The sequence below is a fragment of the Conyzicola sp. genome (assembly GCF_046714715.1).
Taxonomy (GTDB): domain Bacteria; phylum Actinomycetota; class Actinomycetes; order Actinomycetales; family Microbacteriaceae; genus Conyzicola.
Genome location: NZ_JBKKAD010000159.1, coordinates 1 through 12,760 on the forward strand (window position 1 = coordinate 1; position 12,760 = coordinate 12,760).

The 12,760-nt window shown below is 69.3% G+C and carries 13 protein-coding genes; 2 read left to right on the plus strand and 11 right to left on the minus strand.

Features of this window, described 5'->3' with window-relative positions; all coding sequences use genetic code 11:
* Window positions 1–42 precede the first annotated feature (42 nt).
* Genes rplT through infC form a run of 3 tightly spaced genes read right to left on the minus strand, consistent with a single transcriptional unit; the run spans window position 43 to window position 1,378 of the window.
* On the minus strand, window positions 43–429 hold the full coding sequence (gene rplT, locus ACLQ6X_RS11900) for a 50S ribosomal protein L20 (RefSeq protein ID WP_188511796.1): 387 nt from the start codon (window positions 427–429) through the stop codon (window positions 43–45).
* A gap of 33 nt (window positions 430–462) precedes the next feature.
* On the minus strand, window positions 463–657 hold the full coding sequence (rpmI, locus tag ACLQ6X_RS11905) for a 50S ribosomal protein L35 (RefSeq protein ID WP_188511795.1): 195 nt from the start codon (window positions 655–657) through the stop codon (window positions 463–465).
* Window positions 650–1,378, minus strand: coding sequence for a translation initiation factor IF-3 (gene infC / locus ACLQ6X_RS11910; protein ID WP_411700376.1), 729 nt, complete (start codon window positions 1,376–1,378; stop codon window positions 650–652). The genes rpmI and infC overlap by 8 nt, the downstream gene beginning before the upstream one ends.
* A gap of 228 nt (window positions 1,379–1,606) precedes the next feature.
* On the opposite strand from infC, the gene ACLQ6X_RS11915 reads away from it, so the two are divergent.
* Entirely contained in the window at window positions 1,607–2,023 is a 417-nt protein-coding gene (locus tag ACLQ6X_RS11915) for a DUF1844 domain-containing protein (protein WP_411700366.1), read from the plus strand.
* 57 nt (window positions 2,024–2,080) lie between these two features.
* Window positions 2,081–3,322, plus strand: coding sequence for a DNA recombination protein RmuC (locus ACLQ6X_RS11920; RefSeq protein WP_411700367.1), 1,242 nt, complete (start codon window positions 2,081–2,083; stop codon window positions 3,320–3,322).
* A gap of 135 nt (window positions 3,323–3,457) precedes the next feature.
* On the opposite strand, the gene ACLQ6X_RS11925 is transcribed toward ACLQ6X_RS11920, so the two are convergent.
* From ACLQ6X_RS11925 to ACLQ6X_RS11960, 8 genes are all read right to left on the minus strand, one after another.
* Window positions 3,458–4,231, minus strand: a complete 774-nt coding sequence (locus ACLQ6X_RS11925; RefSeq protein WP_411700368.1) for a GntR family transcriptional regulator — start codon at window positions 4,229–4,231, stop codon at window positions 3,458–3,460.
* Window positions 4,228–6,066, minus strand: a complete 1,839-nt coding sequence (locus ACLQ6X_RS11930; RefSeq protein WP_411700369.1) for an adenine deaminase C-terminal domain-containing protein — start codon at window positions 6,064–6,066, stop codon at window positions 4,228–4,230. Before ACLQ6X_RS11930 ends, ACLQ6X_RS11925 begins: the two co-directional genes overlap by 4 nt.
* Window positions 6,063–7,184 carry an adenosine deaminase gene (gene add / locus ACLQ6X_RS11935; protein ID WP_411700370.1) on the minus strand — a complete coding sequence of 374 codons (1,122 nt, stop codon included), beginning with the start codon at window positions 7,182–7,184 and terminating at the stop codon, window positions 6,063–6,065. Before add ends, ACLQ6X_RS11930 begins: the two co-directional genes overlap by 4 nt.
* Window positions 7,181–8,836 (minus strand): dipeptide ABC transporter ATP-binding protein, encoded by a 1,656-nt coding sequence (locus tag ACLQ6X_RS11940; RefSeq protein ID WP_411700371.1) that lies wholly within the window; start codon window positions 8,834–8,836, stop codon window positions 7,181–7,183. Before ACLQ6X_RS11940 ends, add begins: the two co-directional genes overlap by 4 nt.
* Window positions 8,833–9,630 carry an ABC transporter permease gene (locus tag ACLQ6X_RS11945; protein ID WP_411700372.1) on the minus strand — a complete coding sequence of 266 codons (798 nt, stop codon included), beginning with the start codon at window positions 9,628–9,630 and terminating at the stop codon, window positions 8,833–8,835. The genes ACLQ6X_RS11940 and ACLQ6X_RS11945 overlap by 4 nt, the downstream gene beginning before the upstream one ends.
* Window positions 9,627–10,655 carry an ABC transporter permease gene (locus ACLQ6X_RS11950; protein ID WP_411700373.1) on the minus strand — a complete coding sequence of 343 codons (1,029 nt, stop codon included), beginning with the start codon at window positions 10,653–10,655 and terminating at the stop codon, window positions 9,627–9,629. Before ACLQ6X_RS11950 ends, ACLQ6X_RS11945 begins: the two co-directional genes overlap by 4 nt.
* A gap of 24 nt (window positions 10,656–10,679) precedes the next feature.
* Entirely contained in the window at window positions 10,680–12,290 is a 1,611-nt protein-coding gene (locus ACLQ6X_RS11955; RefSeq protein WP_411700374.1) for an ABC transporter substrate-binding protein, read from the minus strand.
* 47 nt (window positions 12,291–12,337) lie between these two features.
* Window positions 12,338–12,760 (minus strand): amidohydrolase family protein (locus ACLQ6X_RS11960; protein WP_411700375.1); only part of this gene is annotated, 423 nt, incomplete at its 5' end.

The following is a 12,760-nucleotide window of genomic DNA, read 5'->3' on the forward strand; positions in this document are numbered from 1 at the left end:
CTCACGAGGAGCGCCAGCGCGGCGGCGGGATAATACGAGACGTTACGCCTTGACCTTCGGGGCGCTCGTGTCGGCGGGCAGTGCCGCCTTGGCCGTCGCGACGATCGCGGCGAAGGTGGCCGGCTCGGTGATCGCGAGGTCGGCGAGGATGCGACGGTCGACCTGAACGCCGGCCAGGTTGAGTCCCTGGATGAGGCGGTTGTAGGTGAGGCCGTTCGCGCGCGACGCGGCGTTGATGCGCTGGATCCACAGGCGACGGAAGTCACCCTTGCGGGCGCGGCGGTCGCGGTACGCGTAGACGAGGGAGTGGGTGACCTGCTCCTTGGCCTTGCGGTACAGGCGCGAACGCTGTCCGCGGTAGCCCTTTGCGCGCTCGAGGATGACGCGACGCTTCTTGTGAGCGTTTACTGCTCTCTTTACTCTTGCCATTGTTCTTGTCCTAAATCTTGGGGGCCGGCGGCGTTACTTGCCGAGAAGCTTCTTGATCATCTTGGCGTCGGCGGGTGCGACGAGTCGGTCCTTGCTCAAGCTGCGCTTGACCTTGCTCGACTTGACCTCGAGGTTGTGTCGCATGCCGGCACCCTGCTTCTTGATCTTGCCGGTACCGGTGAGCTTGAAACGCTTCTTGGCGCCCGAGTGCGTCTTCTGCTTAGGCATCTTTATCCTCTTTCGTTGATTCTTCTCCGGCTGAGTCAGCCGACACGTTTTCAGTGGGTTCTGGGGAGACCTCGTCGGTCTCGTCGTCGCCGTCCGTGACATCCGAACCGCCCTTTGCGGGCTTGTTCGCGACGCGACGCGCCTCGGCCTCGGCCTTGGCCGTCGCCTTCGTCTTCAGCGGGCCGATGACCATGACCATGTTGCGGCCATCGATCGTGGGGCTCGACTCGATGGTGCCGAACTCGGCGACGTCTTCTGCGAAACGCTTGAGCAGGCGCACGCCCTGGTCGGGACGCGACTGCTCGCGGCCACGGAACAGGATCATTGCCTTGACCTTGTCGCCCGCGGCGAGGAAGCCCTCGGCACGCTTGCGCTTGGTCTCGTAGTCGTGCACGTCGATCTTCAGGCGGAAACGAACCTCTTTGAGGATCGTGTTCGCCTGGTTACGGCGCGCTTCCTTGGCCTTCTGGGCCTCTTCGTACTTGAACTTGCCGTAGTCCATGATCTTGGCGACGGGGGGCTTGGAGTTGGGAGCAACCTCAACCAAATCCAGGTCGGCCTCCTGGGCAAGTCGAAGTGCCACGTCAATGGCAACGACACCGATCTGCTCGCCTTCGGCTCCGACGAGTCGGACCTCCGGTACGCGGATTCGGTCGTTAGTACGGGGATCGCTGATGCGGGACTCCTTTAGATCTTCTGATGGCCACTCTGCCGGGCGGATGCCGGGCAGGGACGAAGAGAAGAATCACGCGTGCTGTTTAGTGCGACGCCAACACCCTGTTTATCTACCTGCGCTGCGCGGTGACGCACAACTTCGGCGGGGTGTAACTACCCGGTAACCTTGAGAAGCGGTTGACGGGTGGGAGAATCTCCACTTTCGTATCGGGGCAAGCCCCGAAGCCTGCACAAGAATAGCAGACGCCGCGCGAAAAGACTAAGGATGCACCGAATGAGCGAGCCCTACTCCCACGATCACGCCTCCAGCTCGGCGCTGCACGGCGGCGACGGCCACGATCACAGTGGCGCGAACCTCGACCCCGACGTGGAGATCCGCGATATCGGCGAGGTTCCCGCGATCGAGGTCATCAACACCGTGGCCATCCACCTGCTCAGCGCCACGGCCGTGAAGCTGGGGCTCGCCGACGAGCCCGACGCCGAGGCGCAGATCGACCTCGACGAGGCCCGCAAGCTGATCAACGCCCTCGCCGGACTCGTCACCGCGAGCGCCCCCGACCTCGGCGACCACCACGCCCTCGCCCTCCGCGACGGACTGCGCACGGTGCAGCTCGCCTTCCGCGAGGCCTCCTCCATCCCCGACGCCGTGGGCAAGGGCCCCGGCGAGAAGTGGACCGGCCCGGTCAACTAGCGCGCGCGGCCGCGTGGGCGGCACGGGGGTGTCGGCGGGCGGTGCGACACTGGGCGCATGGACCCCATACTGTCGCTGCTGCTCGGACTGCTGCTCGGCGTGATCCTCGGCGCCATCATCGGCCTGCTGGTCGCGCGCGCCCGGTCGAACTCGCCCGCGACCATCGCCGTGCTCGGCGAGCTGAAGGCCGAGGCGGCCGCTTCGGATGCCACGGCCGTCGCACTCCGTGAGCAGGTCGAGCACCTGCTCGCGCAGCAGCGCGCGGCGCAACAGGGCAGGGACGCCGACAACCGCGTGCTGCAGGCCCTCTCCCCCGTGCAGGAGACCCTGCGCACGATGCAGCAGACCGTCGCCGATCTGGAGACGCAGCGCAGCCTGCAGCACGGCCAGCTGAGCGAGCAGCTGAAGAACGCCACCGAGTCGGAGGAGCGCCTGCGCGGCACCGCCGAGTCGCTCGCCTCGGCGCTTCGCAACAACGGCACCCGGGGCGTCTGGGGCGAGACCCAGCTGCGCAACGTCGTGCAGGCGGCCGGGCTCGTCGAGCGGGTCGACTTCGACGTGCAGCAGTCCGTGCGCAGCGACGCCGGCTCGGGGCGGCCCGACATGGTGATCCACCTGCCCGGCGGTAAGAACATTGCCGTCGACGCCAAGGTTCCGTTCACCGCTTTTCTCGAGGCCTCCCAGATCGCCGTCACCGCCACGGGCGAGGAGGGCGCGCGCCGCGAAGCGCTGATCAAGCAACACGTGCGGGTGGTGCGCGGCCACATCGACACCCTCGCGAGCAAGGCCTACTGGGCGGGCCTCGACGCGAGCCCCGAACTCGTGATCGCCTTCATCCCGAGCGAGTCTCTCGTCGCATCCGCCATGGAGGCCGACCCGAGCATCATGGACTACGCGTTCAGCAAGCGGGTCGCGCTCGCCTCCCCCGTCACGCTCTGGTCGGTGCTCAAGACCGTCGCGTTCAGCTGGCAGCAAGACGTGCTCACCGACGAGGCCAAGACCCTGTTCGACCTGGGCAAAGAGCTCTACCAGCGACTGTCGACGCTGTCGGACCACGCCGACAAGCTGCGCCGCAGCATCGACTCCACGGTCACGAGCTACAACCAGTTCGCGAACTCGCTCGAGTCGCGCGTTCTCGTGTCGGCGCGCAAGCTGAGCGCACTCGACGAGTCGAAGGTGCTCGGCGCCGCGGTTCCGCTCGAGGCCACGGCGAAGCCGCTCACCGCCGTGGAATTCGACGGCCCCCGCGGGGCACACGCGCCGGGCGCCGGCGACGACCTGGGCGAGCGCGCGAGCTGACGTGCTGCCGGGGCGTGAGGCAGCGACCGCGTCGCCCGACAGGACCGGGCGCCTTCGAGCGGGCTAAACCGTCCTGTCGGCGCGATGTCGAGGCGAAAACATCCTGTTGGTCGGCGTGAAGCAGGCCGCGGGCGGCTACGCCTCGTTGTACGCGCTGTTCCAGGGCGGGCGCACCGTGCGCACGAACGAGTAGGTGACGATCGCCGGGTTGTGGGTCTCGAAGGCGTGGAACGTGCGCCGGCCGCTCACCGTGGTGCCGATGATCTCGAGGGTGAGCACGGCGGAACCGACGGGCAGGTCGAGCAGAGCCGCGCGGCGCTCGTCGAGTGTCGCGACGCCGGGGGTCGCGACCTCCCAGACTATGGACTCGCCCCAGACGCGCTCGGCGAGCGTGAAGACCGATTCGGCGCCGCCGAGGTCGTCGGGCAGGTCGGCCGGAAGGGCCACGAGGTTGTCGGCCACCATGGCCGGCACACCGTCGGCGGTCCAGCGCTTGAGCACGCTGAACGCCGTGGGTCCGGCATCGGGCGTCAGCAGCGGCGCGATGTTCTCCGGCATGGGTACGAGCGACGACTCGATCACCTCGACGGCGGCCTCGTAGCCCATGCGGCCGAGCAGTTCGGCGTGCTCGAGCTGCTCTTCGAGACGCACGCTCATGCGCAGCGCGACCGGGTCGACGCTGGTGGCCGCGCCCTGCCGGCGCCGCACGATGCCCTGGCGCTCGATCGACGACAGCGCGTTGCGGATCTGCTGCCGCGAGACGTCGAGCCGTTTCGCCAGTTCGACCTCGCCCGGCAGCGACTCGTTGGCGACGACCGCCTCGCGCACGTAGCGCAACACTCCCCCACGAACGCGGTCGTCTTCGGAGCGCGCGGGGCCGCCGACGTGGGCCGGACGGTTGATCGTCACGATTGGTCCTCCATGAGGGCGTGTACGGGAAAGTCGTGATTGGGACAACGGCAGGCTATCCCGCCTGGGCCGACGGCCAGCACCAGGTCGATGAAGCTCTGGCTCGTGGCGTCGATGAGGCCGAGCTCGGTGAGACCCAGATCGGGCACCACCCCGAGTCCGACGAACGACAACACCATGAAGGGCGAGCGGATGCGACATCCGAGGTCGAAGGCCACATCGTTGGCGACCGACAGCGCGGCGGCCGTGGCCTCCCAGGGCGCGGCGCTCATCATCCCGCCGACGGGCAGCACCACCCGGGCGGTGACCGCACCGCCGTCGACGACGACGAATCCGCCGCCTTGGTCGCGCAGCGCGCCGACCGCCACGGCGATGTCGGCGTCGTCGGCGCCGACCGCCACGATGTTGGCGTTGGTGCAGTTGATGCTGACGGCGATCGCCCCGCGGGCGAGCGTGAACCCGCGCACGAAGCCCACGCCGCACTGGGCGTCGCCGTAGTGCCGGTCGACGACGGCTATTTTCAGCACGTCGAGGGCCGGATGCGACTGGACTACCCCGTCGACGACGGGGAGTGTCGCGTGGAAGGCCCGTTTGAAGTAGCCGTCGTACATCTCCATGGCCTGGACGACCGCGGTGTCGCCCGGGGCCGCGACGGCGAGCAGTGCCGGGTCGAACGACTCCGGCACGTGCACGGTATCGAGCAGCCACCGCGGCACCTCGTCGGCGTTGTCGAAGAACGGGACGCCCTCGGCGGCGGCGAGCTGGCCGCCGACCACGACCTTCTCGGGTGTGACCCCCGCGAGGTCGCCGATGATCTGCAGGTCGGCCAGCCGTCCGGGGGTGAGCGAGCCGAGCACGTGGTCGAGCCGGTAGTACAGCGCCGGCTGCCAGGTGGCTATGCGGTAGGCCTGCGCCGGCGGAATACCGGCCGCGATGGCCTGGCGCACGTGGTGGTCGATGTGCCCCTCGGTGGCGATGTCGAGCACGTGCTTGTCGTCGGCGCAGAACGACATGTGGTCGAGCGCGGGGCGCACCCGCTCGAGGTCGGAGAAGACCTCGACGGTGTTGTCGTTCATCGACCCGCTCATCAGATTGATCATGGCCCCGAGGCGCACCCGGTCGAGCACCTCGTCGACCGTCGCGGCGTTGTGGTCGTCGCCGACGCCCGCCGCGAGGTAGCCCCAGAGCCCTTCGCTGCTCTGCCGCGCGCTGTGGCCCGTGATGCGCTTGCCGGTGACGAGCGCCTCGCGGAAGCGGTTGGTGGCGACGTCGCCCAGGTCGAACGGGTTGCCCTCGCCGAGCGCGACCGAGCGCGGGTCGGCGAGGCGGTCGAGCACGTCCCGTTCGGGGATCGTGGCTCCGCCGCGCTCGAGGTCGGCGTTCACCGGCGTCGAGGGGCTGACCTGTTCGAAGATGCGCAGCGGCGTGCCGGTCGTGCGCATGAAGTCCATTCCGGCGAGGCCCGCGACGTTGGCGAGGCCGTCGGGGTCGGTGAGCACCGTGGTGGTGCCGCGCGGAACGCTCACCCGGGCGAGCTCGCCGGGGGTGAGCATGGTCCACTCGATGTGCAGGTGCGCGTCGATGAACGTGGGCACGATGTGCTTGCCGGTCGCGTCGATCACGTTCTCGCAGTCGAAGTGCCCGACCGGGGTGATGGCGGCGATGTGCCTGCCCGACACAACGACGTCGCGTTCGAGGAACTCGCCGGTGTGCACCGCGAGCACCCGGCCGCCCCGCACAATCAGGTCGGCGGGGGCCTGGCCGATGGCGACTCGGCGCAGCAGCGCCAGCTCCTCGTGGGTGGGGAGCAGCTCGGGCCGCAGCGCAGTGGTCACGATGCCGATTCTGCCGTAACGGGCGCCGCGGCATCCGATAAAAACAGGTCGATCTCGGCGCGCAGTCCGCTCTTCAGGTCGTCGTCGGCGAAGCTGGCGCGCACCGAGTTGTGGGCGAGCTGGCCGAGGTCGGCGAGATCCCAGCCGAAGGTGTCGGCGCAGATCGCCCACTCCGACTCGAGGCGGGTGCCGAGCGGGGCCGGATCGTCGGTGTTCACGGTGACCGTCACCCCCGCGGCGCGCAGCCGCTCGACGGGATGGCTCGCCCAGTCGGGGTAGATGCCGAGCGAGACGTTCGAGCGCGGGCAGATGCCGAGCGAGATGCCGTCGTCGACGAGGCGGCGCACGAGCGCGGGGTCTTCGATCGAGCGCACCCCGTGGTCGACGCGCTCGGCGTGCAGCAGGTCGACGGCGTCCCAGACGCCCTCGGGGCCGCTCGACTCCCCGGCGTGCACCGTGCGGTGGAATCCGGCGTCGCGCGCCAGGGTGAACGCCTCGGTGAACTTCTCGCCGGTGCGGCCGGAGACGCGTTCGTCGCCGTCGACCGAGAGGGCGACGACGTGGGCCGGGCGGGCGGCGGTCATCCACTCGACGAGGTCGCGGGCCTCGGAGCGGCTCTGCGACCGCAACAGCGAGACGCACAGCCCGATGCTCGCGAGGCCGTCCTGCCGCGCTTCGTCGAGCCCGGCGGCGAAGGCGGCGAACAGCTCGGGGGTGCGGCCGTTCCAGGCGTTCCAGTGGGTGGGGTTGACCACGACGTCGGCGTAGCGCACGCCCGACGCGCTCTCGCGGGCGGCGAACCGGTAGGCGACCCGCGCCGCCTGCTCGGCGGTCGTGACGAGCGAGCACTGCCAGTCGAGGAAACGCAGGAAGCCGCTCAACCCGCCGACGCCGACGCCGTTCGCGGCGCCGCCGCCCGACGTGACGTCGTCGTGCACGGGCGCGTGGTGCGTGCTGACGTCGAAGAGCGACCGGGCGGGCCCGGGGAGCGCGACGCCCGCGGCCTTCGCGAGGTCGATCAGGTCGATGAGCTCGAATCCGCCCTCGAGGTGCACGTGCACCTCGGCCTTGGGCAGCGCGCGGATCGTGTTCTCGTCGACGCGGGAGGCAGCGGTCACGCGTGCCGCCGTCCGGGGATGGCTTCGAGCAGCTCGCGGGTGTACTGCTCGGTCGGGTTCGCCATCACGATGCGGGCTGGGCCCTGCTCGATCATGCGCCCGAGCCGCATCACCGCGATGTGGTCGGAGACCTGGCGGATCACCCCGAGGTCGTGCGAGATGAAGAGGTAGCTGAGCCCGAACTCGGCCTGCAGGTCGACGAGCAGTTGCAGGATCTGTTCCTGCACCGAGACGTCGAGCGCGGAGACCGGCTCGTCGAGAACGAGCAGTTCGGGGCCGAGGGCGAGGGCCCGCGCGATCGCGACCCGCTGGCGCTGGCCGCCCGAGAGCTGGGTGGGCCGGCGTTCGGCCAGTTCCGGGTCGAGACGCACGGCAGTCAGTAACGCTCGCGCGGTCTCGGCGCGCTGCGCCCGCGACCCGATGTGGAACGCGCGCAGCGGCTCGGTCACGATCCGGGTCACCGACATCGTCGGGTCGAGCGAGCCGAACGGGTTCTGGTAGACGACCTGGATGCGCCGGCGCAGTTGGCGCAGCGCGTCGCCCTTCGCCGCCGTGATGTCTTCGCCGTCGAAGCGCACGGTTCCCGAGTCGGCGGCGGTGATGCGGGCGACCATCCGGGCGGTCGTGGTCTTGCCGGAGCCCGACTCGCCCACGATCGAGAAGGTGGAGCCGCGCGGAACCTGGAACGACACGTCGTCGGCCGCGGTGAACGACGCGGCGACGCCGGCGTTGCGCAGCACGAAGGTCTTCGTGAGGTGCTCGACCTCGAGGATGGTGTCGGCCGGGTGCGCGGGCCGCGCGCGGAACCCGAGGGTGAGCGCCTCGCTCGCCACGTTCACGGCCCGTGCGGTGAGCCGCGTGCTCGACAGCCCGGGCGCCGCGGCCACGAGTTCACGGGTGTACTCGTGCTTCGGCGAGCCGAGCACCTCGGCGGCCGTGCCCGTCTCCACGACGAGCCCGCGCTGCATCACGATGATCTGGTCGGCGCGGTCGGCCGCGACGGCGAGGTCGTGCGTGACCAGCAGCACCGCGGTGCCGTGGTCGCGCGCGAGCTGTTCGATACGGTCGAGCACGTGGCGCTGCACGGTCACGTCGAGCGCGCTCGTCGGCTCGTCGGCGATCACGAGCTTCGGGGTGCACGCCCACGCCATGCCGATTAGCACGCGCTGCTTCATCCCGCCGCTGAGCTCGTGCGGGTACTGCCCCGCGCGCGCCGCGGCGTTCGGGATGCCGACCTCGTCGAGGATGCGCACGGCCTCCGCCGCGGCATCCGCCCTGTTCAGTTTCTTATGCAGGCGCAGGGTCTCGGCGATCTGCTCGCCCACCCGCAGCAGGGGGTTCAGCGAATTGCTCGGATCCTGCGGGACGAAGCCGATCTCTCTGCCCCGGATGCCACGGAGCGAACGCTCGGGCAACAGGGCGAGGTCGCGGCCGTCGAACTCGATCGAGCCGCCCACGAGCTTTCCGCCCTCGGCGAGGCTGCGCACGATCGCCTGCGAGATGGTGCTCTTTCCCGAACCCGACTCGCCGACGATCGCGACGATGGCGCCGCGCGGCACGGCGAAGTCGACGCCGCGCACCGCGTGGGTGGTGCCGGTGCGCGAGGTGTAGTCGACGGCGAGGCCGGTCACCGTGAGCAGGTTGTCGGTCATTTGTTCTCTCCAATCGCTCGCGCGAGGCGGTTGACGGCGAGCACGATCACGAGGATCACGAAGCCGGGGATCACACTGAGCCACCACGCGGTCGACACGAAGTCGCGGCCGGCGGAGACGAGGGCGCCCCATTCGGGCTCGGGCGGCTGGGCGCCGAAACCGAGGAAGCTGAGGGCCGACACGGCGAGGATCGCGGTGCCGAGTTCGAGCGCGGCGTAGGCGATCACGGGGCGCGCCGAGTTGGGCAGGATGTGCGAGAACAGGATGCTCGGCCAGCGCACGCCGAGGGTTCGCGCGGCCTCGACGTACTCCTCGTTGCGCACGCGCACCACCTGGGAGCGCATGATGCGGGTGAACGAGCCGGTGGCACCGAGCCCGACGCCGAACGCGACCGACCACGGGCCGAAGCCGAGGCTCGCGACCACGATCAGGGCCAGCAGGATGCTCGGCACCGCGATCAGCACGTCGACGAAGCGCATGATCACGAAGTCGACGCGGCCGCCGACGAAGCCGGAGAACAGGCCGACGATCGCCCCGACGACGACGCCCACGAGCACGGCGGCGCCCGCGGAGGCGAGCGAGAGGAACGCGCCGTAGACGACGCGCGAGTAGAGGTCGCGGCCGAGGTGGTCGGTGCCGAAGAGGTAGGTGCCGTTCGGGCCCTGCAGGCGGTCGACCGCGACGCCCTCGTAGGGGTCGTGGGTGGCGAAGAGCGCGGGCCAGAGCATCACCGCGACGGTGAACAGGATGATGACGGCGGAGACGATGATTCCGGGCTGGCGCAGAATTCTCATGCTTCGACCGCCGCTTCGTCCTTGGCGCGGGCGACCGCGGTGCCGCTGAGCGCCGCCCGGGTGCGCGGGTCGATGATCCCGTAGGAGAGGTCGACGAGCAGGTTGACGACCGAGTAGACGAGGGCGACGACGATGATGATTCCCTGGATGACGTTGGAGTCGCGGGCGAGCACGGCGTCGACGGTGAGTCGGCCGATGCCGTCGCGGGAGAAGACGGTCTCGACGACGGCGGTGCCGCCTGCGAGGTAGCCGATGAGCAGGCCGAGGATGGTGATCGACGGCAGCAGCGAGTTGCGCAGCACGTGCCGCAGGAAGATCGTGCGGGGTGCGAGGCCCTTGGCCGTCGCGGTGAATACGTAGGGGCTCGCCATCGCCTCGAGCACGGCGGCCGAGAAGACCTGGAAGAAGATGGCGCCCACCGGCAGGGCGAGGGTCACCGCGGGGAGGATCACGCTGAGCGGGTTGCGGCTTCCCGACGACGGCAGCAGGTCGAGGCCGAAGGCGAAGACGCTCACGAGCACGAGACCGGAGAGGAAGGCGGGGATCGCGACGCCGAGCGGCGGGATCTGCAGCAGGGTGGTGCGCACCCACCCCCACCGCGTGACGTAGGCGAAGTAGGTGATGATCACCGACGAGACGACGCCGAGCACGAGCGCCAGGATGGCGACCGCCGCCGTGTTCGGCAGGGCTCGGGCGATCATGTCCCCCACCGGCTGGCCGGTGGCGATCGAGACGCCGAGGTTGCCCTGCAGCGCCTGGACGAGGTGGCCCCAGTACTGGTCCCAGAGCGAACCGTCGAGCCCGTACTGCGCGCGGAGGAGCTCGAGCGCGGCCGGGTCGGTGGTCGTCGCGTCGCCGCCCTTGACCGACAGGGCGGCGAGCAACGGATCGCCGGGAAGCAGGTGGATCAGCAGGAACGTCACCGTGTACGTCGCCCAGATCACGAAGGCGAACTGCACGAGCTTGGGCGCGAGGTAGCGCACGGCCACGGCGAACCGGGTGGGGGACGTTCCTGCTGATTTCACTGCTGTGCTTTCTGGACTACTCGATTACTCCGACGCGCGAACGTCGTAGAGCTGAACCCGCGAAGCGGAGTCGAAGGTGATTCCCGAGACGGTCGAGACCGACGCGTGCAGCTGCGTGGTTTCGAGCATCGGTACCAGGTAGGCCTTGTCGATGATGATCTCCTGGGCCTGGTCGATGAGAGCCTGGCGGTCGGCGGTGTCGGATGTCGCGGCCTGCTCGAGCAGGATCGATTCGAGTTCGGCGTCGTCGACGATGCCCCACTTCGCGGCCGAGGCCTGCGAGAAGAGCACGCGCAGGGCGTCGGGGTCGCTGCGGGTGAGGCCGGCTGCGAGGAAGTCGTAGTCGCCGGTCGCGATGGCGCCGAAGAAGTCGCCGGAGGTGACCATCTTGAGCTGCAGGTCGATTCCGATCTTCTTCAGCTGGATCTGCGCGGCCTCGAGAACGTCCTGCGCGTAGAACGCGGTGGCCGTGACGGTGAGCGTGGTGCCGTCCTTCTCGCGGATGCCGTCGGAACCCATCTCCCAGCCGGCGTCGTCGAGCAGTTCTTCGGCGGCGTCGGGGTCGTAGGCGGTGGCCTCGGCCTGGCTCTCGAAGCCCGAGGTCGAGCTGGTGAGGGCGCTCGTGGCGGGCTGGCCGCTCACCGAACCGGTGAGCAGGTTGATCTCCTCGCGGTCGGTGCCGAGCAGCATCGCCTTGCGCACGGCCTCGTCGGCGACGATCGGGCGGGTCGTGTTGGGGATGAGGCTGTTCGGCACGCCGGTGTTCGCTGCCGCGTACAGGTTGTAGTCGTCTGTGGTGAACCGCGACTCGTCGATGTACGGGAGGTCCTGGATGATGTCGAACTCGCCCGACTCGAGGCCGCCGGTGCGCACCCCGTTCTCGGTGATGACCGGGAACTCGATCGTCGAGACGAGCGCCTCGCCGGTGTGCTCGCGCAGCTCGGAGGCCCAGTCGTAGCCGTCGCGCTTGACGATGACGACCGAGTCGTTCGGGGTGTACGAGTCGTAGACGAACGAACCGGAGCCGATCGGGCCGGTGGTGCAGCGCACGTCCGCGGCCTGCGCGGTCGTGGCCTCGGAGACGATGCCGAGCGTCATGGTCGACGCGCCCTGCAGGAACGGGGCGTTCGGGGCACTGAAGGTGACGGTGAAGTTCAGGTCGTCGACGACATCGGTGCTCACGTAGCCCGCGAGGAACTGCGAAGCCAGCGGCGCGGTCTTGCCGAGCGCAATCAGCGAGTCGAGGTTGGCCTTGACCACGGCCGAGGTGAGGGGGGTTCCGTCGCTGAAGGTGACGTCGTCACGCAGCGTGAAGGTGAAGGCGCTGAGGTCGTCGTTGGTCTCGAACGACTCGGCGAGCCAGGGAACGATCTCGCCGGTCTCGGGGTTCTGGTCGACGAGCGAGTCGACGACCTGGCGGCCGATGTTGAGCGACGTGGTGAGCGACGTCAGCTGCGGGTCGAGGCAGGTCGGGTCCTCCTTGATGGCGAAGACGATGGTGTCCTTCGACGACTCGAGGGGTGCCGCGTCGTTTTCTGCGGCGCCCGAACTGCAGGCGGCGAGGAGGCTGATCGCCGCGAGGGCGGCGACCGGCATGGCCGTCAGGCGGAAGACGCGAGATTTCTTGGTGCTCACTGTGGTTCCTTTCACGGTGCTGTGGGTGTGCTGGGGGAAGAGCGGGGTCAGGCGGGGAGCTGGCCGAAGACGACGGAGCCGCGGGAGACGACGGCGACGATGTTCTCGACGCGCATGTCGGCGATGTCCTCCCAGGGGCGGCCCTTCATCACGATGAAGTCGGCGCCGTATCCGGGGGCGAGGGTTCCCACCTTCGCGCCGAGCCCGACCACGTCGGCGGCGTCGGAGGTGGCCGCCACGAGAGCACGCTCGGCGGTCCACTCGAAGGTCTTCGCCATCATGCGGATCTCCTCGTACTGGTCGCCGAACTTCACGAACTTGCCGTTCGCGTCGGTGCCGAGCACGAAGCGCACGCCCGCGGCGCCCGCGCCGACGAATCCGGCGTCACGCTCGGCGACGACCTGCTGCGCCTTCTGCTGAGCCTCCTCGGAGAACGAGACGGTGCCGTCGGCGATGTAGTTGTTGATCAT

Bases quoted from the DNA above. Each gene is read 5' to 3' on its own strand.
- rplT (WP_188511796.1), bottom strand. From the start codon at position 429: ATGGCAAGAGTAAAGAGAGCAGTAAACGCTCACAAGAAGCGTCGCGTC.
- rpmI (WP_188511795.1), bottom strand. From the start codon at position 657: ATGCCTAAGCAGAAGACGCACTCGGGCGCCAAGAAGCGTTTCAAGCTC.
- ACLQ6X_RS11915 (WP_411700366.1), top strand. From the start codon at position 1,607: ATGAGCGAGCCCTACTCCCACGATCACGCCTCCAGCTCGGCGCTGCAC.
- ACLQ6X_RS11920 (WP_411700367.1), top strand. From the start codon at position 2,081: ATGGACCCCATACTGTCGCTGCTGCTCGGACTGCTGCTCGGCGTGATC.
- ACLQ6X_RS11940 (WP_411700371.1), bottom strand. From the start codon at position 8,836: ATGACCGACAACCTGCTCACGGTGACCGGCCTCGCCGTCGACTACACC.
- ACLQ6X_RS11945 (WP_411700372.1), bottom strand. From the start codon at position 9,630: ATGAGAATTCTGCGCCAGCCCGGAATCATCGTCTCCGCCGTCATCATC.